16 protein-coding genes are annotated in these 20,331 nt (G+C 67.4%); 2 read left to right on the top strand and 14 right to left on the bottom strand.

Annotation, left to right across the window (positions count from 1 at the left end; all coding sequences use genetic code 11):
• From cysT to C556_RS21295, 10 genes are all read right to left on the bottom strand, one after another.
• Positions 1 to 834, bottom strand: a complete 834-nt coding sequence (gene cysT / locus C556_RS0101415; RefSeq protein WP_018746438.1) for a sulfate ABC transporter permease subunit CysT — start codon at positions 832 to 834, stop codon at positions 1 to 3.
• A gap of 167 nt (positions 835 to 1,001) precedes the next feature.
• The gene (locus C556_RS0101410; protein WP_018746437.1) at positions 1,002 to 2,006 is read right to left on the bottom strand and encodes a sulfate ABC transporter substrate-binding protein; all 1,005 of its coding nucleotides are present in this window, start codon (positions 2,004 to 2,006) and stop codon (positions 1,002 to 1,004) included.
• Positions 2,007 to 2,363: 357 nt separating this feature from the next.
• Positions 2,364 to 8,462 carry a hybrid sensor histidine kinase/response regulator gene (locus C556_RS18865; RefSeq protein ID WP_018746436.1) on the bottom strand — a complete coding sequence of 2,033 codons (6,099 nt, stop codon included), beginning with the start codon at positions 8,460 to 8,462 and terminating at the stop codon, positions 2,364 to 2,366.
• Between the two features lie 98 nt (positions 8,463 to 8,560).
• On the bottom strand, positions 8,561 to 10,717 hold the full coding sequence (locus C556_RS0101400; protein ID WP_018746435.1) for a methyl-accepting chemotaxis protein: 2,157 nt from the start codon (positions 10,715 to 10,717) through the stop codon (positions 8,561 to 8,563).
• Between the two features lie 57 nt (positions 10,718 to 10,774).
• A complete protein-coding gene (locus tag C556_RS0101395) occupies positions 10,775 to 11,287 on the bottom strand; it encodes a chemotaxis protein CheW (RefSeq protein ID WP_018746434.1) in 513 nt (170 codons plus the stop codon).
• Positions 11,288 to 11,326: 39 nt separating this feature from the next.
• Positions 11,327 to 11,689, bottom strand: coding sequence for a response regulator (locus tag C556_RS0101390; RefSeq protein WP_018746433.1), 363 nt, complete (start codon positions 11,687 to 11,689; stop codon positions 11,327 to 11,329).
• A 37-nt stretch (positions 11,690 to 11,726) separates the two neighbouring features.
• Complete coding sequence (locus tag C556_RS0101385; protein ID WP_018746432.1) at positions 11,727 to 12,113, bottom strand: response regulator; 387 nt, start codon at positions 12,111 to 12,113, stop codon at positions 11,727 to 11,729.
• Positions 12,114 to 12,353: 240 nt separating this feature from the next.
• Positions 12,354 to 13,007, bottom strand: coding sequence for a methyl-accepting chemotaxis protein (locus C556_RS0101380; RefSeq protein WP_281164870.1), 654 nt, complete (start codon positions 13,005 to 13,007; stop codon positions 12,354 to 12,356).
• Positions 13,008 to 13,045: 38 nt separating this feature from the next.
• The gene (locus tag C556_RS22695) at positions 13,046 to 13,300 is read right to left on the bottom strand and encodes a hypothetical protein (protein WP_157235690.1); all 255 of its coding nucleotides are present in this window, start codon (positions 13,298 to 13,300) and stop codon (positions 13,046 to 13,048) included.
• A gap of 113 nt (positions 13,301 to 13,413) precedes the next feature.
• A complete protein-coding gene (locus C556_RS21295) occupies positions 13,414 to 14,574 on the bottom strand; it encodes a GGDEF domain-containing protein (protein ID WP_018746430.1) in 1,161 nt (386 codons plus the stop codon).
• A gap of 381 nt (positions 14,575 to 14,955) precedes the next feature.
• Here C556_RS21295 and C556_RS18855 point away from each other — a divergent pair, with 381 nt between their 5' ends.
• Positions 14,956 to 15,339, top strand: coding sequence for a DUF4902 domain-containing protein (locus C556_RS18855; RefSeq protein ID WP_018746429.1), 384 nt, complete (start codon positions 14,956 to 14,958; stop codon positions 15,337 to 15,339).
• A gap of 150 nt (positions 15,340 to 15,489) precedes the next feature.
• Positions 15,490 to 16,110 carry an acyl-homoserine-lactone synthase gene (locus C556_RS18850; protein WP_018746428.1) on the top strand — a complete coding sequence of 207 codons (621 nt, stop codon included), beginning with the start codon at positions 15,490 to 15,492 and terminating at the stop codon, positions 16,108 to 16,110.
• 14 nt (positions 16,111 to 16,124) lie between these two features.
• On the opposite strand, the gene C556_RS21290 is transcribed toward C556_RS18850, so the two are convergent.
• The 4 genes from C556_RS21290 to C556_RS0101345 form a co-directional block, all read right to left on the bottom strand.
• Positions 16,125 to 16,823, bottom strand: a complete 699-nt coding sequence (locus C556_RS21290) for a 4'-phosphopantetheinyl transferase family protein (RefSeq protein WP_018746427.1) — start codon at positions 16,821 to 16,823, stop codon at positions 16,125 to 16,127.
• 251 nt (positions 16,824 to 17,074) lie between these two features.
• A complete protein-coding gene (locus C556_RS0101355) occupies positions 17,075 to 18,043 on the bottom strand; it encodes an acyl-CoA dehydrogenase family protein (protein WP_018746426.1) in 969 nt (322 codons plus the stop codon).
• Between the two features lie 10 nt (positions 18,044 to 18,053).
• The gene (locus C556_RS0101350) at positions 18,054 to 19,337 is read right to left on the bottom strand and encodes an aminotransferase class I/II-fold pyridoxal phosphate-dependent enzyme (protein ID WP_018746425.1); all 1,284 of its coding nucleotides are present in this window, start codon (positions 19,335 to 19,337) and stop codon (positions 18,054 to 18,056) included.
• A 122-nt stretch (positions 19,338 to 19,459) separates the two neighbouring features.
• Positions 19,460 to 20,239 (bottom strand): outer membrane lipoprotein-sorting protein, encoded by a 780-nt coding sequence (locus tag C556_RS0101345; RefSeq protein WP_245559202.1) that lies wholly within the window; start codon positions 20,237 to 20,239, stop codon positions 19,460 to 19,462.
• Positions 20,240 to 20,331 lie beyond the last annotated feature (92 nt).

Below are 20,331 nucleotides of genomic sequence, written 5' to 3'. Positions count from 1 at the left end.
TTATTTCCTCCGTCCCAGGCGCTTGGCCGACCACCATTGCAGGCCGTTGATGACCAACAGCATCACGAAGGACACCGCCAGCATCACCAGCGCGATGGCCGTGGCGCCCAGGTAATCGTATTGCTCCAGCTTGGAGATGATCATCAGCGGGGTGATCTCGGACACGAACGGCATGTTGCCGGCGATGAAGATCACCGAGCCGTACTCGCCGATGGCGCGGGCGAACGCCAGCGCGAAGCCGGTGAGCAGCGCCGGCAGCAGCGTCGGCAGGATCACCCGCTGGAACACCTGCCAGCGGGTGGCTCCCAGGCTGGCGGCGGCTTCCTCCAGCTCGGTCTCCAGATCCTGCAGCACCGGCTGCACCGTGCGCACCACGAACGGCAGGGTGATAAAGGTGAGGGCGAACACGATGCCCAGCGGGGTGAACGCCACCTTGATACCGAGCGGGTCCAGCCAGCGGCCGATGCTGCCGTTGGGGGCGTACAGCGTGGCCAGCGCGATGCCGGCCACGGCGGTCGGCAGCGCGAACGGCAGATCGACCAGGGCATCGACCAGCCGCTTGCCGGGGAACGGGTAGCGCACCAGCACCCAGGCCAGCAGCAGGCCGAATACCAGGTTGAGCGTGGCGGCGATCAGCGATGCGCCGAAGGTGACGCGGTAGCTGGCCAGCACGCGCGGCTCGGTCACCGCGTGCCAGAACGCCGCCCACTCCATGTGGGTCACCTTGATCACCAGCGCCGACAGCGGCAGCAGCACGATCAGCGAGAGATAAAGTAGCGTGTAGCCGAGCGACAGCCCGAAGCCCGGCAACACGCTGTGTTGCTTGATTGCCATGTTGTTGTTTTCCTAGGGGAGCGGGGAATGGCGGAAACGCCAGTGACCAGAAGCGCCCCGCCTACCGTGGCATCGCATGGTACACCGACTGAGGACCTAACCAACGGCCCGGCTTGTCAATCCATAGAGACTCGCTGCCCCGTCAATTCCACCACGAAGGGGGGACCTTAATTCTTGGCGTTGGCCGCGGCGATCTGGTCATAGATGCCGCCGTCGTCGAAGTGCTGGTTCTGCGCCTTGGTCCAGCCGCCGAACTCGTCCACGGTGAACAGCTTCACCACCGGGAACTGCTTGGCGAATTTAGCGGCGACGGTCTTGTCGCGGGGGCGCAGGTAGTTCTGCGCGGCCACTTGCTGGCCTTCCGGGCTCCACAGGTACTTGAGGTATTCCTCGGCGGCCTTGCGGGTGCCCTTCTTGTCGACCACCTTGTCCACCACCGCCACCGGCAGGTCGGCGTCGATCGACACCGACGGGTACACCACTTCGAAGCCGCCGCGGCCGAACTCGCGGGCGATCATCTCGGCCTCGTTCTCGAAGGTGACCAGCACGTCGCCGATATTGCGCTGCATGAAGGTGGTGGTGGCGGCGCGGCCACCGGAATCGAGCACCGGCACGTTGGCGAACAGCGCGGAGACAAAGCTGCGGGCCTTGGCGTCGTTGCCGCCCGGCTGCTTCAGCGCGTAGCCCCACGCCGCCAGGTAGGTATAGCGGCCGTTGCCGGAAGTCTTGGGATTGGGCACCACCACCTGCACGCCCGGCTTCACCAGATCGTTCCAGTCCTTGATGCCCTTGGGGTTGCCCTTGCGCACGATCAGCACTTGCAGCGACGAGAACGGCGAGGCGTTGTCCGGCAGGCGCTTTTCCCAGCCCGAGTTGATCTGCTTGCCCTTCTCGACGATGGCGTCGATGTCGGTGGACTGGTTCATCGTCACCACGTCCGCCTCCAGCCCGTCGATCACCGAGCGCGCCTGCTTGGACGAGCCGCCGTGCGATTGCTGCACCGTCAGCTTGTCCTTGAACTTGGCTTCGTAGTACTTGGCGAAGACCGGGTTGTAGTCCTTGTAGAAGTCGCGCATCACGTCGTACGACACGTTCAGCAGCGTGGTATCGGCCAGGGCGTGACCGCTGAGCAAGGCGAAGGCGACGGCAAGCAGGGAGGCGCGGCGGGTCATGTCGGTTCTCTTTATCGTTTGGACAGCGGCCATTATGCCCGGCGCTCTTATGCCCCGATAGAATATCGAGTTAGAAAGAAATCGCTCATCACGATATATGGCCGGGGCGGGGGGATGTGGCTTGGGCTGACGGGGCGGAACCCTACACCTTGAACCACAGAGGACAGTGAGAACACTGAGATGCACAGAGAAAACCGGGCAGGATGCGCTGTCGCCGCATCGAACCGGATCTGGTTTTCCTCCGTGAGACTCCGTGTTCTCACTGTCCTCTGTGGTTCGAGACGTGGGGTTTCCCCGCCTCGCGACCACACAACAAAAAAGGCGGGGTCGCCCCCGCCTTGGTTGCCCAGCCTCGCCTCAGTGCTGCCCGGCGTCGATGAAGTCGCGGATATGGCCGAGCAGTTCGTCTTCCTGGTACGGCTTGCCCAGGAACACGTTCACGCCCAGCTCGAACGCGTAGTTCTTGTGTTTGTCGGCGGTGCGCGAGGTGATCATGATGATCGGGATGTCGCGCGTCTCGTCGTTCGCCCGCACGTTGCGGGTGAACTCGAAGCCGTCCATGCGCGGCATCTCGATGTCCACCAGCATCACCGCCGGCTTCACGTCGGACAACTGTTGCAGGCCGTCGACGCCGTCCTTGGCGGTCACCACCTGGTAGCCTTCGCGCGCCAGCAGGCGGCCGGTGATCTTGCGCACCGTCAGCGAATCGTCCACCACCATCACCACCGGCGCGGTCTGCAACTGCTCCGGCGCGGCGACGCGCGGGCCGGCGGCCTGGGTGGTGACCTCGCCCCGCGCCAGCAACGCCAGCGGGTTCAGGATCAGCACGATGTCGCCATTCCCCAGCACGGTGGCGCCGGCCACGCCGGGGATCCGCGCCAGTTGCGGGCCGATGGCCTTGACCACCACTTCCATGTTCTTCACCAGCTCGTCCACGTGCAGCGCCATGCGGGCCGCGCCGGAGCGCAGCAGCAGCACGGTGGAGAAGCGCTTCTGCTCGGGCACGCTCTCGGCATCGCCCAGCAGGCGCGGGAAGTAGGCGAACGGATAGCTGGAACCCAGCCATTCCTGGGCGCGGTTGTCGTACAGGTGCGCCAGCGCTTCCTGCTTCAGCTCCTGCACCTGCTCGATCATCACCGAGGGGATGGCGTAGACGCGCTGGCCGGCTTTGACCAGCAGCACCTGGGTCACCGCCAGCGTCAGCGGCAGGTTGATGGTGAAGGTGGTGCCCTGGCCGACAACGCTGTCCACCTGCACGCGGCCGCCCAGGTTGCCGATTTCGTTCTTCACCACATCCATGCCGATGCCGCGACCGGACAACTGGGTGACGCTGCTGGCGGTGGTGAAGCCGGCGGCGAAGATCAGCTGCATCAGGTCGCGCTCGGCGATCTGCTCGTCCGGCTGGATCAGGCCGCGCTCGATGCCCTTGGCGCGGATGCGCTCCAGGTTGAGGCCGCGGCCGTCGTCCTTGATGGTCAGCACCAGTTCGTTGCCTTCCTGGCGCACTTCCAGCAGCACTTCGCCGAACTCGCTCTTGCCCGCCGCCAGCCGCTCCTCGGTGTTCTCCAGCCCGTGGTCGATGGCGTTGCGCAGCATGTGCTCGAACGGCGAGATCATCTTTTCCAGCACGCCGCGGTCGATCTCGACCCGGCCGCCGCGCAGTTCCAGGTTGACCTTCTTGCCGGTTTCCTTGCCGGTCTGCCGCGTCAGGCGGTAGAGCCGGTCGGACACGCTGGCGAACGGCACCATGCGCACACGCATCAGGCTCTGTTGCAGTTCCTTGGTCATGCGCGCCTGCGCGGTCAGCGCGGCCGACGATTCGTCCAGGTTCTTCAGCAGGTTGTGCTGGATGGTCGAGACGTCGTTCACGCTTTCGGCGATGAAGCGGGTGACTTCCTGCAAGCGGGTGAAGCGGTCGAACTCCAGCGGGTCGAACGAGGTATGGCGATCCTCGATCTCCTTGGTGCGCGCCTGCATCTGCGATTCGGCCTGGATTTCCAGTTCGCGCAACTGGCCGCGCAGACGGGTGACGTTTTCGGTCAGGTCCAGCAGCGAGGTCTTGAGCGCCAGCATTTCCGATTCGATGCGGGCACGGGCGATCGACACTTCACCGGCCTGGTTGACCAGGTTGTCCACCAGTTCGGATTTGACGCGGATGGTGGCCTTGCCGTCGCTCTCGACAGCACCGGCCAGCAGCGGCTGCGCCACCACCGGCGCCGCACCGGGCGCGGCGGCCTCGGCCGCCTGGGCCGGGGCTTCCGGCTCGGCGAACTTGCCGCGGCCGGTCAGTTCGTCGAACAGCGAGGAGATCAGGTCGTAGTCGATCTCCAGCTCGTCCAGCAGCGCCTGCGACAGCTTCTCGCCGGACGCCAGCAGCCGCGATTCCATCAAGTGCGTGGCTTCGCCGATACGCATCGCGCCCGACATCCGCGCGCTGCCCTTCAGGGTGTGCAGGGTGCGCTTGAGCGAATCGGCCTGCGCCGCGTCGCCCAGGTGCAGTTCGCGCAGCTGTTCGCCGATGCGCGGCAGCAGTTCGTCCGCTTCCTCGATGAACACCGGCAACAACTGGTCGTCGATTTCGTCGATCAGGCCGGGATCGAGCTCGCCGTGCCGGTCGGCATGGTGTTCCGTTTCCTCGACACCGAGCAGCGCATCGATCGGCGACGGCAGGTCGTCCGGCAATTCCAGCGGCGGCGCCACGGCCGAGAAGGGCTGCGGCGCTTCGACGGTTGCCACCGGCTCGTCCGCCAGCGGCTCGGTCAGATCGTCCAGTTCCAGTTCGGTCAGGTCGTCGAGGTCGAATTCGGCGGCTTCCTCGGCCACCGGCAAATCAAGCGGCGGCGGCGCCACGTCGGCGGGCGACTCGGCATCGAGCGCCGGCAGTTCGACCGCCTCGGCCTCGACGGGCGAGGCGCTGGCGGCCGCGTCCAGCAGGGCGGACAGGTCGAAGTCGTCGCCGGCCGGCGTCGGCGCGGACAGCGGCGCCTCGGGCAGGTCGAGCAGCAGTTCGGGCGCGGGCTCGGCTTCAACCACCGACTCGGCCGGCGCGGGCGCGGTGTCTTCCGGCAGGTCCAGGTCGATGTCGAATCCCGCCAGTTCGTCGCTGGGCAGGCTTTCGGGCAACAGATCAGCCGCCGCGGGCTCGCCGGCGACAGGGGCTTCGGCTTCGGGCAGCGCTTCGTCCAGCTCGAAGCTGATTTCCAGGTCGTCGCCCGGCTCGGTGCCCGGCGTCGGTACGGCGATCAGGTCGAGCGCCGACGGCTCCGCTTCGGGCGGTGCCGGCAGGTCGAAGGCGATGGTCAGGTCTTCCTGCACCGCGCCGTCGAGCGCGGCCAGCCCGGCCAGGTCCGCCGCGCCTTCTTCCTCGAGCACCGGCTCGTGCAGGCCGAAGTCCAGCGGTTCCTCGCCCGGTGTTTCGCCGGCAGGCGCGGCTTCGAGCGCGGCCGGCGCTTCGATGGTGAGTTCGGCTTCGGCGGCAAGCGGGGCGTCGAGAGCCGGCTCGGCCTCGATCGGTTCCGGCGCCGCGGCGACGGGTTCCAGCGGGACGTCGTCCAGCTCCAGCGTGAATTCCGGCTCGACGACGGCTTCATCGGCGGGTGCCGACAGTTCGTGCAGGCCGAAGTCCAGCGGCGCCTCGTCCTGCGCCTCGGCGGCAGGCGGCGCCGCTTCCGGCGCTGCGGTGGCGTCCAGGTCGAACGTCAGTGCCTCGGCGTCCAGCGCCGGGGCGGGCTCCTCCGCCGGCGCGAGCGGCGCATCCAGGCTGAGGTCGATGTCGTTGAATTCGAAGCTTTCCTCGTCCGTCACCGAGACCGCCGGCAGCGGCAACACACTGTCGTGCAGCGCGTGCAGCGCATCCAGCTCGACCTGCGGGCTGTCGGGCGGGGTGAGCGCCAGGATCGCGTCCAGCATGCCGTCGATGCGGTCGATGGCGGCGATCACCGGCTGGGCGTGCTCGCCCACCGAGGCGCCCAGTTCCTGCAAGGCGTGCTCGACGGCGTAAGCCAGTTCGCCCAGCGGGCGGAAGCCGGCGGTGGAGGCGATGCCGCCCAGCGTGTGCGCGGACAGGATGACGTCCGACGACAGCGCTTCGCCCGCGGCCAGCCGTTGCCGGCCGTCGAGCAGGCGCGCGCGGTGGTGCGCCGCTTCGTCGCGGAAGATGGTGAACAGCGCGCTGGAGACGGCGACGTCGCCGATGCGTACTTCGTCGCTGGCGGCGACGCTGTCGTCGCCGGCCTCCACTTCCAGATCTTCGGGCGCCGGGGGCGGCGCGGGCTGATCCATGCTCTGGCGCAACGCCTCGGCCCGGGCCACCAGCTCGTCGGCATCCACCTGCGCGGTGCCTTCGGCGGACAACTGCTCCACCCAGCGGGTGAAGCCGGTGTGCGCTTCCTCGATCACCGCCAGCAGTGCGTCGCTGGCCGGCTGCTCCATCTGCAACCACTTGTTCAGCACCTGCTCGACCGCCCAGGCGGCTTCGCCCAGGTGGTTCAGGCCGACCATGCGGCCGCTGCCCTTCAGGGTGTGGAAGCCACGGCGGATGACGGTGAGCGCTTCGCGGTCATGCGGGGTATGACGACAGATTTCCAGGTTTTCGGCGATGGTGGCCAGCACCTCGACCGCCTCTTCGAGGTAGACCTCGAGCAGTTCGGCGTCGATGGCGGCGTCCGACTGCGGCAGCGGGCGGGCGGGCGGCGGGGCCTCGGGCTGCGGCTCCGGCTCGGCCGGCGCGGCGCCGATCGGCGGTTCTTCTTCCAGCGAGACGGCCAGTTCGTCCTGGACCGGAGCCACTTCGACGGTGCCGGCCAGCCGCGCCAGCGCGGGCGCGATCAGCTTCTCGGCATCGTCGGCGCTCTGTTCCAGCGCATCGACGTAGAAGCCCAGGCTGGACAGCCCTTCGGCCAGCTCTTCCAGTTCGGTGGACGACGGGGTCTCTTCGCCGGTGGCGTAACTCTGGATGCGCTGCTGGCACAGTTGCAGCAGCAGCACCGCTTCGGCGCGATCCAGCATCATCAGCGCGCCCTGCAACTGCCGCAGGCAGTTGTCGAGCTTGGCCAGCTCGGCGTAGCGCGTCGGATCGCGGAAGTAGCCGTCCAGCGCTTCCTCGATCACTTGCAGGTTGCTGCGCATTTCCTGCGCCAGTTGCGCCAGCAGCAGCTTTTCCTGCGCTTCGCGGCTGACAGCGTCGAGCTGCGGCAGCGCCACGTCGGCGCCCGGCTCGGCCAGGCGGCGCTGCATGGCCTCGGCCTGCTCGGCGAAATCGGGGGCGACGGTGGGATAGATGGCGAGGGCGTTGTCGGCCAGCAGCAGCGCGGTGGCCATTTCCAGCGCTTCGTTCTCGCCGATGCGGCCGTTCTTCAGGCGCTGGCACGCCTGGGCGACGCTCTGCCACAGGCCGTCCAGCCCGTCGATATGCAGTTCGCGCGAGCGTTCGGCCAGGCGGTTCAGTTCGCTCACCAGGGTCGGCAGGCGTTCGCTCTGGCCGGCGGCGACACGGCTCCACAGTTCCTTGGCGGTGGACAGTTCCTCGCGCAGCGCGCGGGCCTCGCGGCGGCGCGCCTCGGCCTCGGGGCTGAGCGAATCGCCGTACTGCTCGGGGCGCAACGCCTCCAGGCCGAACACCAGCCCGAGATGGCCGCCGAGGTGCTGCGGATCGTCGACGTGGGCCAGCACGTACAGCAGGTCGCGGAACAGGCGCTCGGCCACCTTGCCGGAGCCGTCGGCCAGCCGGCGCAGTTGCAGGTTCAGCCGCATCAGCAGCTGCTTGGTGTCGATGTCGCAGGCCAGCGGGCCGCGCGCCATGGCATCGAGCACACCGGCGGCGGTCCACCAGAAGGTGCGCACCACGCCGCCGCTCTGCGAGGCGGCCAGTTCGGTCAGCGAGCGCGCCATGCTGGCGGCGGCCCCGGCTTCGCCATTGCGCAGCCAGTGCAGCAGGCCGGCCTCGAAGCGGCGGCGCTGCTGGCGCACGAAGTCGCTCCACTCGCCGGGCGAAATGGGGCGCGACGGCAGGCCGCCGGGCTGCGACAGCTCGGACAATTGCGGGAAGAACAGCTCGGCGCCGCTGGGGTTGGCGCCGCGCGCCATCGCCAGTTCGGCGAAGCGGTTGCTCAGCACCAGCGGCACGTTGGGTGCGCCGGCGGCGATGCGGTCGAGGAAGTTGCCGGCGTCGGCCACGGCGTCGATCGCCAGCGACACGGCTTCGATCGGCACGTCGCCGCGCGTCATGGCGGCGATCAGTTGCTCGATTTCCTCGCAGAAGCGGGCCAGACCCGCCAGTTCCACCATCTCCAGCGCGCCGACGGCCTGGTGCAGGTGGGTCTGCGCATGCTTCAGATGCGCGGCGTCGGGTTCGGTTTGTTGTTTGCGCAGCGACTCGGTGGCGCGGGCCAGGGTCTGCTCAAGCTCCCCTTTCAGCCATACCAGCGAGCCCTGATCGAATTCGATATGCACGCTCATGTTGGACCCTGTTGGGTGGGACGCCACGCCCACCCCGATGGATTTTCACGTTGCGGCGGGCAGGCGCCCGCCCCGTCGTCGTTGGATGTGGCTGCGGGTCAGTCCAGCTTGAAGCCGGACACCGATTCCTTCAGATCCTGCGCCAGCGTGGTCAGCTGCCCCACCACCGCGGCCGACTGCTTGGTGCCGCGCGTGGTCTGGTCGGTAATGGCGAGAATGTCGCGCATCGAGCCGTTCACGCGGCCGGCCAGCGCGGTCTGGTCCTCGGTCTCGCGGGCGATCGATTCGATCAGGTGGGCCAGTTCGTCGGTGACTCGGCGGATTTCGGTCAGCGCGGTGCCGGCGGCGTCGGACAGCTTGGCCCCTTCCACCACGCCCTGGGTGGAGATTTCCATGGCCGCCACGGCGTCGTGGGTGTCGGTCTGAATGGTCTTCACGATCGCGCCGATCTGCTTGGTCGCCTCGGCCGAGCGTTCGGCCAGCCGCTGCACTTCCTCGGCCACGACCGAGAAGCCGCGGCCCGCTTCGCCGGCGGCGGCGGCCTGGATGGCGGCGTTCAGCGCCAGCACGTTGGTCTGCTCGGTAATGTCCGAGATCAGTTCCACGATTTCGCCGATCTCCTGCGAGCTTTCGCCCAGCCGCTTGATCCGCTTGGCGGTCTCCTGGATCTGCTCGCGGATTTCGTCCATGCCCTTGATCTGGTTCTGCACCGCATCCGAGCCCTTGATGGCGGCGCTCAGCGACGCCTGGGCCACGTTGGCGGACTGGACGGCGTTCTGCGATACGCCCTGGATCGAGCGCACCATCTGCTCGACGGTGTTGTTGGTGTCCAGGATCTCCTGCGACTGGCGGTCGGCGGCGGCCAGCAGTTCCACCGACACCGCCTGCGCCTCGCCGGAGGCACGGTTCACCTGGTCGGTCGCCTTGTTGATCCCGGTAATCAGGCTACGCAGCTCTTCAATGGTGTAGTTGATCGAGTCCGCGATGGCGCCGGTCAGGTCCTCGGTCACCTGGGCGCGTACGGTCAGGTCGCCGTCGGCCAGATCGGACATTTCGTTCAGCAGCCGCAAAATGGCTTCCTGGTTCTTCTTGTTCTCGCTTTCCAGCGCCAGCCGGCGACGCAGCGATTCCTGATTGAACACGTGCACCAGGTAGTACAGCGAGACCAGCGCCAGCACGATCAGCACCAGTTCGATCACGGTGATGATCACGTTGCTGGCGGCGCCTTCGTACACGCCGGCGAGCGCTTCGGTCTCCTTCAGCAGCTTGTCGGAATCGCGCACGATGGCCTGGTTGGCCAGGCGGGTGTTCACCAGCGGCTGCATGTTCTTGGAGAACGACGCCACCACGGTTTCGAAGTCCTTGAACAGGGTGCGGATCTCTTCCAGCTGGCCGACCATGGCCGAGCTGGGCACCGGCCGCAGTTGCAGCGTGTCGCTGCCATCGACGAAGCCGTCGACGATCTCCTTGAAGGTGGACACGTCCTTGCCCAGCAGGAACACCACCTCGGGGTTGATCAGTTCGCCCGCCAGCATGGCGTTGGCGTTCTTGGCCATCCGCTGGCTCAGCATCGACAGTTGGTTGGCGTAGTCGAGTTCGTGGATGTTGCCGCCGCCCTCGCCCAGCATGGTGGCGAACTGCTGGGTCAGTTCCAGCAGGCGCGCGTCGTTGTTGTTGATACCGGCCACGCTGTCGCCCACGGTGATCAGCGCGGTCTTCTGCTTGAGGATGGTTTCCACCGTCGGCCGGCTGGGATTGGGCCGGTAGCTGGTGTTCCAGGTCTGTTCCACCGAACCGAGCAGCTCGCCGGGGTTATGCGCCAGCCAGCTGAACAGGCTGCGCTGGCGCAGCTTGCCGAGGTTGTCGTCGAACTGCTTGTAGGCCGACTCCAGCACGGCGAAGCCTTCCTTGGAGCCCTGCACCGCCTGGGTGGACGCCCGTGCCAGCCGCTGCGACAGCATCTGCATCTCGGTGGCGGTGGAACGCCGCTCGGCGTTGACGCTGCTCGACTGGAAGGAGAGGAAGGCCACCAGGGCGAACAGGAACACCGAGCCGATCATCGTCAGCAGCAGCAGCGCCATCTGCTGGCGCGCCGGCAGGTGCCCCACCAGCGGCACCGGCCGCAGCAGCTTGTTCTCGTCGGCGTCCGGCAGTCGGATGCGCTCGAGGATCCAGGTGGTCTTGAGGGGGTCGTACTTGCTCTTGGCTGCGGCGCCGCCCGACCTGCCGAACAGCGATTTCAGATTGAATGCCATTGTTCCTCTCTCCCGGTGCTGCCTGAATCTCTCGTTGTGTCGTCGATGGATTTGGGGTTATTCGAGCCCGGCCTGCAGGAACCCCGCTTCGCCGGCCAGTCTGGGTATGTCGAGCACCTGCCAGCGCGTGCCGGCCGCGTCGTCGTAGACGGCGCCGCTCCATGGGGTTTCGCCGCCGTCGCCGGCGGGGGTCAGATCCGCCAGGTGCTTGAGCCCCAGCATGCGTTCCACCAGCACCGCGGCGTGCGGCAGGTGGCGCGGGTGCAGCAGGATCAGGCGGTTGGCCGGATTGGTGGCGAGCGGGGCGCCGCCGAAGAACATCCCCAGGTCGGAGACGCTGACGAGGTTGCCCCGGATGTTGGCGGTGCCGCGGAACCAGGGCCTGGCCAGCGGCGCGCCGGAGATGGCGGGCACCGGCATCACCTCGGCCACATCGCCCAGGTCGAGCAGCCAGTTGCGCTGGTCGATGCGCACACCCAGCCGGGCGTCCACCTGCGCGGTGGCGGCGGCCGTCTTCAGGCGCGCGACCACGCCTTCCTGGTATTCGCGCAGGCTGATGCGCTTGGCCATCGCTGCTCCCCCGTCGTTGTTATGTCAGGTCGCCGGCGCTCACAGCGCGGCGATCTTGGCCAGCAGTTCCTGCGGATCGACCGGCTTCACCACGTATTCGGCCGCGCCCTGGCGCTTGCCCCACACCTTGTCGGTCTCCTGGTTCTTGGAGGTGCACATGATGATGGGGATGTGCTTGGTGGCCTCTTCGCGGCTGATGGTGCGGGTGGCCTGGAAGCCGTTCATGCCGGGCATCACCACATCCATCAGGATCAGGTCGGGCATGATGTCCTTCACCTTCTCCACCGCTTCCTCGCCCGATTCGGCGGTGACGACCTGGAAGCCGTTCTTGGTGAGCAGTTCGCCCAGGAAATGGCGTTCGGTGGGCGAATCGTCGACGATCAGCACTTTCTTGACGGTCATGATGTGGTTTCCTGGATTTGGATATTCGCGGACAGTCCTAGGCTGCCGTCTGCACGTGCGCGCCGACGGCAGCCAGCAGGCTGTCCTTGGTAAACGGTTTGGTCAGGTATTCGTCCGAGCCGACCATGCGACCACGGGCGCGGTCGAACAGGCCGTCCTTGGACGACAGCATGATCACGGGGGTGGACTTGTAGCGCGGGTTCTTCTTGATCAGGGAGCAGGTCTGGTAGCCGTCGAGGCGCGGCATCATCACGTCGACGAAGATCAGGTCCGGCTGGTGGTCGCTGATCTTGGCGAGGGCGTCGAAGCCGTCCTCCGCGAGGATGACCTCGCATCCGGCCTGGCCGAGGAAGATCTCGGCGCTGCGGCGGATCGTGTTGCTGTCGTCGATCACCATCACCTTCACGCCGGCGAGATTCGACATGTTCCCCTCTCCTTGTCGAGCCATTCTAGTTTGTGTCAACCATGTCGGCCCCTGCGAGCTTCGACAGCATAACGTGCACACTCCCGGCACGCTATATTCGCCGGATCATACCGACGTACTTTTTGATCCGACAAGGCGCATGCCCCGCGCTGCGGCGATCCGTCTACACCCCGGCCCATCCGGGGTCCCGCCCAGGGCGGGACGCGGCCTCCAACCTTTCAGTCCATCGCTGACTCAGCCTTACAATGAGAAGCGCTCCACATTGCGCTTCAGGCCCCGCGCCACATCCTCCACCCGCCGCGCGGCGCCGGCGCTGAGGCCGGCCGATTCGTTCGACGAATGCGCCATCTGCACGATGCGTTCCACATTGCGCGCGATGTCCTGGCTGGCCAGCGACTGCTCCTGCAACGCCAGCGAGATCTCGCCCGCGACATGCTCCAGCTGGCGGTTGGCGCTGTGGATCTCGCCGATCGCCTGGCCGGCGGCGCGCGCGTTGGCGACGCCCGCCTCCACCTGGCGCACCGCCGTCTGCATGGTGTCGACCGCCTCGCGCGCGCTGGCCTGGGTGCCGGCGATCATGGTGCCGATCTCGCCGGTGGCTTGCCCGGTGCGTTCGGCCAGCTTGCGCACCTCGTCCGCCACCACGGCGAAGCCGCGGCCGGATTCGCCGGCGCGCGCCGCCTCGATGGCGGCATTCAGCGCCAGCAGGTTGGTCTGGTCGGCAATCTCGCGGATCACCGCGACGATGCTGGAGATCCGGTCGGCCTCGCCGCCGAGGGCGTCGATCCGTTCGGCCGCGCGACGGATGGTCGCCGCCACCTGGTCGATCTCGCCGCCCACGCCGCCAGCGAATTGGCGCAGACCGTAGTGGTGATTAGGTTGTAACGTCCGCACCAAAAGAAAAGGCCCGATAACTGCGGGCCAGTTTTACTTCACTTCAATTCGTACCCTAGTTCTTTCATGCATTTTGCTGTTTCGTCTTTTATCCATACAGAGACGAACATATTGCCACTCAAGCCATTGGCTTCTGCAGACTGCATTCCGTACTGCTTACACGTCAATAAATCCCTTCGCATATTGTCAGCTGAAACACCCTCCATAACCCACTGCTTTTGGCTGCTCGGCGGTGCAACACAACCAGTCAAGGTAAGTAGCAAAGTCATTAGCAGCAATGTTTTAAACAGCATATGCCTATCCTCCTCAAAAAGAGACGAACATAACACAAGAGTAAGTATTCTGCCGTATGTAAGTTTTTGAGTGTGCGTAGCAAAAGAAGTCTTGCAGCCCGCGCTCCGCCCGCTCAGGCACGCAGGCGTTTGCTGACGTAGCTGGCTTCGTCGGCGCGTTGATACGCCACGATCAGCGTCTCGGCCGGCGCCACCTGGGTATGGCCGATGCTGACGGTCACCGGCATGTGCAGGGCCTGGGTGCGCTCGCTCACCCGTTGTTGCAGCCGCATCGCCACCTTCTCGGCGCCCAGCTCCGAGCAGTCGTTGAGCAGCAGCGCGAACTCGTCGCCGCCCAGCCGGGTGGCGAGATCGCCCTCGCGCAGCGTGTCGCGCACCGCCTGCGCCACCGCGCACAGCACGCGGTCGCCGCCGGTATGGCCCTGGCTGTCGTTCACCGCCTTGAAGTCGTCCACGTCGAACACCATCAGCGTCTGCGCCTGGGCGGCGCGCAGCGCCAGCGCCTGCAGGCGCGGGAAGGTGGCCTCGAAATAACGGCGGTTGGGCAGGCCGGTCAGCGCATCCTCGTTGGCCAGCCGCTCCAGCTCCACCTGCGAGCGGCGCAGCTCGGCCTCGACCTGCTCGTGGGTGAACACCAGGAAGCTCATGTCGCGCGCCAGCATCGCCACCACGGTGAGCAACATCATGATGGGGAACATCGGGTCGTCGCGGATCGGATCGGCACCCGGCGCCAGGGTGAACAGGGCGTTGATGCCCCGCGCCAGGTACAACAGCACGAACACCAGGTGCGTCGACGCGACGATGCGCATCGCCAGGTTGCGGCGCGCCTGGGCATCGACCAGCAACAGCGCGATCACCCGCAGGCACAGCACCGCCAGCGCCAGGCTGAACGCGAACACCCGCCAGCCGGTGCCCAGGTTGCCCAGCAGCGTGACCAGCCAACCCAGGTAGACCAGCGCGTAGCTGCCCAGCATCGCCGGCAGCGCGCGGCGCGGGTTGCGGTTCAGCGCCGAGCGCAGCCCCCATTCCACGCACAGCGGCGCCACCAGGATCAGGCCGTTGGCCACCATCAACTGCACCTTCCACCAGCCCAACGGGGCGAACAGGGTGAAGGTCAGCCCCAGCGCCACCAGCAGGTCCGACAACGCCCACGCGCCGAAGCCGCGGAATACCCGCCGGGTGCGCCAGATGAGCAGCATCATCGCCGCCAATGTGACGTGCAGCAGCATGGACAGCACCAGCAGAGTGGTGGGATCGGGCGAGTTCAGGTGCATCGGGGGGGGGGGCCGGGTCGGAAAGCGCCGCCAATCTATCGCAGTCGCCGCGGCAGCGGAATGCGGTGGACTGCTGACGGCGGATCAGGCCGCCGGCCGGTGGGGCGGCGCCGGATACCCGCCATCCGGCGGTTACGGATGGCGGGCCGGGCGCGACAAACAATCTTTTCTGCTTGGCGGCACTGGGCGGCGCATAGCCCGCCGCATGCCTTGTCCTGCCTGCGTTGCGCGCTGGTCGGCGGGCATGTCGGGCGGCGATTTCGGCCGGCGCGCTTATGCTTTTTTCGCCTGAGCAGCGGCAGCCATCTTTCAATTGGCGATGGGAAATGGATATGATTTCCTGCCCTGTCCGGCTACGCCGGCTTTCCGTGTCACGCACCCATGAAGACTTCCGAGGACGGCCTCATCCACCTGTCGATCGACGAGCTGCTGTCGTTGCGCCTGCAGCATCTGCTGTCGGGGCTGGACCACGAGGCCGCCACCGAGCGCGACGTGTGTGGCGGCATGAGCTACATCTGCGGCTACACCGAGTGGGTGAGCATGACGCAGCCGGCGGTGTCGCTGGGCTGGGACTGGTGCATCCGCCCGGTATTCCGCGGCTCGGCACTGGCGCGGGTGGGCGAGGTGCGCAGCAATGTGTGCCTGGTGAACGAAGGCGGGAACGCCGCCTCGTGGGAGCGCAACCTCGAAGCGCTGGCCATGGTGGTGGACGCGCTACCGTGGAAAGAGATGGTTCCCGCTGTAATAAAGCAGCACTACAACTGATTCGAAGCTTAATCCAGGCAATGACTACCAGATATGGTAGTCGCAAGGATTCGCGGCTCGCCGTTTAATTCACCTCATCCTTTCTTCATGCTCAAAGGGGTCGAGGTGAACTTCATCGTAGGAACTCCCGCAGAACTGCAACCGGTCCTGATGACCGAGATGGCCCGTTATCGCTATCGCGTGTTCATCGAGAAGCTGGGCTGGAACCTGCCCTGCGAACACGCGCTGGAATACGACCAGTTCGACCGCGAGGACACGCTGTACGTGCTGGCGCGCGACGACGACGGCCAGATCGTCGGCACCGCCCGCCTGCTGCCCACCACCCGCCCCTACCTGCTGGCGGACGTGTTCCCCGAATTGCTCAACGGCATGCCCGCGCCGGAATCGGCCGAGGTGTGGGAGCTGTCGCGCTTCGCCGCGATGGATTTCAGCCAGGCCGACTGTAACCCCTTGAGCCAGGTGTCCTCGCGGGTCGCCGTCGAACTGCTCAACGCCGCGCTGGCCTGCGCCGGCGAGCACGGCGCGCGCCGCGTGGTGACGGTGTCGCCGCTGGGCGTGGAGCGCCTGCTGCGCAAGGCGGGCTTTCGCGCGCACCGCCTGGGGCCGCCGATCGCGGTCGATGGCTCGCCCATCTTCGCCTGCTCGATCCCGGTGCCCGAACACTGCGTCGCCGATCTGTATCCCCCCGTGTGGTTCCCGCAGGGCCTCGGCCTCAAGCCGCTGCTGCACCGCGCGGCGCAGCATGTCGCCGGCGTGCCGGCGCTGGCCTGAGCGCGCGCCAGACGCTACCCCTCCACCCAGTGCAATAACGGCCGGGCGAACGCCTCCGGCTGGCACAGCGCCAGCCAGTAGCCCTGTCTCAGGTTGAGCAGGCGGCAATGCCAGTGCCGCGCACCCGGACCGTCCACCGTCCACGCGCCCGGCCGGAAGCCGCCCAGCCCCACCTGGTGCAGCGGCGCGGCCAGACCGCTGCCGGTGGCCTTGAGAAACGCTTCCTTCAAGGTCCACAGCGCGGTGAAGCGGCGCAGCCCGCGTTCCGGCGCGGCGGCGATCCAGGCCGCTTCGGCCCCGGAGAAATACGAGGCGGCGATGGCCTGGTGCGCCACGGCGCGCCGATGCGGCTCCAGGTCGATGCCCACCGGCCGCGCCGCCACCGCGCAGGCCACCAGTCCGAAACTGTGGGTCAGGTTGAAATGCCACGGCAGCGGCGCATCGTCCAGCCAGGCCCGGGGCTTGCCGTGGGCATCGGCCTCGAAGCGCAGCGCCGCCGCCGGACAGCCTGCCACCGCGCTCAACGCCTGCCGCGCCAGCAGGCGTCCGGCGAGGAATTGCAGCGCGCTTTGCGCGGTGCGATAGCGCGCGGCCGTGGCCAGTTCGTATAGCGGCAGCACCGCCTGCTCCGCCGCACGCCGCACCAGCCCTTCCAGCGTCGCCATCCGGCCGAGCCGGATGATCGGCGCGGTCGGATTTACCACAACGTCCATTGCGATTGCTCCAGTGGAATCTAGATAGTGGGGGCGGCAAACCCTAAATCTTGAAACACAGAGGACACAGAGAGCACGGAGGCTCACAGAGAAAGAGCGAGAAACGGCCCGATGCAAAGCCGCGTTGGCCCACTCATCCCGCTCTGCTCTTCCTGCTTTTTTCTCTTCTCGGTTTTCTCTGTGGATCTCCGTGCTCTCTGTGTCCTCTGTGTTTCAAGATGTGGGGTTTCAGCCCTCCCCCGCCCAGCAACTCACGCCGGCAGCCATTGCGCCGCCCAGTTCGCCTCGGTGGGGCAGGCCTGCATCAGTCTTCGGCGCAACCGTTCGCGCAGCGCTTCGTGCATCACGCCGCCGGCAGGCCCGGGCTGTTCGGGGCACAGGCATTGCCGTGCCGCGGTATCGGCCCATTCGTGCCACAGCAGCGTGTCGGCGAAGGCGGTCTCGCGCATATAGCCGGTGCCGCCGCACAACTGCTGCGCATCGATGCGCACCGCGTCCAGCTCGCGCCGCCATTGCGCGCGCAACGCCGCCGATGGCGTACCCGCCAGCAGCGCCGCGCTTTCCTCCACCACCAGTACGCGCAATTGCAGCAGCACCAGCCGCAACTGGACCGCCGGGAAATCGGCCAGCCAGCGCCCGAACAGCGGTCGTTCCGCCGCGTGTCCGGCGGTACGGTCGAGCAGGGTCCAGGCGATGCCGCCGGCCAGCGCCAGCACTTCCTGCCAGCGCGCCAGCGCTTCGTCGGGCGCCTGCGGGTGTCGCCAGTCCACCGCGTCGCCGGCCACCCGCACCAGCCAGCCGCCGCCGCGATGCGCCTCGACCGTCAGCGCGGCGGCCGGCGCCACGCCGATCCAGCCGTGCGCGGCAAAGCGCCAGGCCGGCGCCTCGGCCGGCGCGCGGGCCAGCAGCAGGCGGGTGGCGGCACGCGGGCCCTGCCGGCCCGGCGCGACCGGCTCGGCGCCGGCGTGCGGGGTATGCCAGCGCAGCGCCAGCAGCAACGACGCCAGCCGGGGCGAGCGCGCGGCCAGGCCGCGCAGCAGCGCGCACCATTCGCCGTGCGCCAGCGCGGCCCAGCACGGCGGCGCGGCGCCGTCGGCGGCCAGGCCCAGCCGGCGCAGGGTGTCCAGCGCGTCGCCGTCGTCCAGGCCGTCCGGCACCTGGCCGAGGAATTCCGCCAGCAACGCCGGCGCGGCGTCGCCCGGCTCGGGCATCACGTTCATGCGCGTCTCCTCAGGCAAACGCGGCTTCGGCCCGGACCGGCGCGCCGACCTGCCGTGCCAGCAGCCCGAACTCGTGCGCGGTCTCGACCACGATGGCCACCGCGCGGTCGATGTCGTCGTGGGTGTGCCGCGCCATCAGCGAGAAGCGCAGGCGCTCGGCGCCCGGCGCCACCATCGGGTACTCCATCACGTTGACGAACAGGCCGCGCTCGTACAGCCGGCGATTGAAGCGCCCCGCCACGCCGTCGGGCAGGTAGACCGGCACGATGCCGCTCTCGGAATCGCCGACCTCGAAGCCGGCGGCACGCAGCTGCGCGGTGAGGTAGCGGCGGTTGGCGTGCAGCGCGTGGCGGCGCTCCGGCTCGGCCTCCAGCACATCGAGCGCGGCATCGATGGTGGCGACGGTGGTCTGCGCCAGCGCGGTGGTGAACACATAGGGCTTGGCGTAGGAACGCAGGTAGAAGATGGCCTCGCGGCTGCCCGACACCCAGGCGCCCTGCGCGCCCAGCGCCTTGCTGCACGTGGACATGCGCATGTCCACCTGGCCCAGCAGGTCCAGGTGTTCCAGCGTGCCCCAGCCGCGCTCGCCCAGCACGCCCATGCCGTGGGCGTCGTCCAGGATCACGAAGATGTCGTTGCGCTTGCACAGGTCGAGCAGGGTGCGCAGCTGGATCACGCTGCCATCGGTGGAACGCACGCCTTCCACCGTGGCGAACAGTTGCGGGCAGCCCGGCCGCGCGCGCAGTTCGTCGATCAGCCGTTCCAGCGCCGGCAGGTTGTCGGGGTCGTAGGGGAAGAACTGCACGCCGGTCATCTTGATGGCGTTGATCACGCTGGCGTGACTGTGCTTGTCGTAGAGCAGGATGTCCTGCCGCGTCATCAGCCCGTTCACCCAGCACAGGTTGGCCATGTAGCCGGACGGCAGCAGCAGCGCGTCCTCGTGGCCGCCCAGCCGCGCCAGGCGTTGTTCCAGGTCGCGGTGCTGGCGGGTGTAGCCGGAAAACGCGGGCGAGCCGCCGGTGCCGGTGCCGTACTGGCGCACCGCGGCGCACACCGCGTCCTGCACCTGCGGGTGGGTGGACAGGTTGAGATAGCTGTTGGAGCCGAACACCAGCACCTCGTGGAAGGTGTCGCTGAACAGGTCCTTGTAGGCCATGCGGCGGTCGACCGGGGCGTCGCCCATGCGGCCGGTCATGAAGCCTTTCTCCAGCTCGGCCTGGTAGAAGGCGTAATGGCTGGCGAGGCGTTCGCGGAACGGCTTGTTGAGGAATTCGATGAAGGAATTGGCGTCCATGTTGGGTTCCTTTGGGCAAGGGTGGGGCCGCGCGGGCCGCCGTACAGGCGGCCAGCAGGCCGATTGTTTCGTTGTGGTCAAGCCGTGGTCCGGGCCGGCGCGGTGGCCAGGCCGGCGGCGGGTCAGTCCTTCACCTGGGCCAGGCCGCTGCGCTCCAGCCAGGCATCGGGAATGTCGCGGGCGCGGTAGTTCAGGTAGCGCATCACCGTCACGCGCTGCGGATCGACGCCATCGATGATCACCGTCTCGGTCGGGCGCTCCTGGCCGAGCTGGCTTTCATAGCGCCGGTAGTACGCGGTCTTGAGCAGGCGGCCCGATTCGGCGAAGAACGCCGCCTTCACCGGCCGGTTGCTGCCCTGCTCCACCCAGTAGTCGATGGCGTGGTATGACACCGACGGGTTGTTGGCGGTCAACCGCAGCCGCAGGCAGTTGCGCGGCTTGCGATCGCCGTCGCTGACGGTCTCCTCGCCAGCCAGCGTCGCCGCGTAATCGCGCGCCAGGTTCACCGTCGCCACGTCGCCGTTGGATGCCTGGCCCAGCAGCCGCTGCTGCGGCGAGATGCGCATGCCGGCCTTGGTCGCCGGGTCGTAGAACCAGATCTCGTTGCCGTTCTTCAGCATCATCTTCCCGTTGTCGCGGGCCGGCTGGACGATGCGCACCAACGTGTCGAACTGGCCGCGATCCGGGTTCATCTTGGCGTAGGTGGAAAGGTAGCCCTCCTGCTCCACCTGGCGGTTGCGGTACTCGGTGAGCTGGATGTTGATGGTGAACGGCACGGCCGGATTGCGGATCGCATCCGACGCCGCCAGGATCTGCTCCACCTTGACGTTGGCAAAGGCGGGCAACGCGTTGGCGGCCAGCAACGCAACGGCAATGGATCGCATCGAACGAACAATGGACACGGATAACTCCTTCGGGCGCTGTGAGGCGCCCACGCGGTCGTGGGAATGAGGAGACGGGCAGCGGCCGCGCGCCCCCCGATCCGGCAGGAAAC

Origin of the sequence: Chitiniphilus shinanonensis DSM 23277, assembly GCF_000374805.1 — a bacterium.
GTDB classification, from domain to species: domain Bacteria; phylum Pseudomonadota; class Gammaproteobacteria; order Burkholderiales; family Chitinibacteraceae; genus Chitiniphilus; species Chitiniphilus shinanonensis.
Note: the sequence above shows the minus strand (reverse complement) of the source record. Positions and strands in the feature narration are given on the sequence as shown.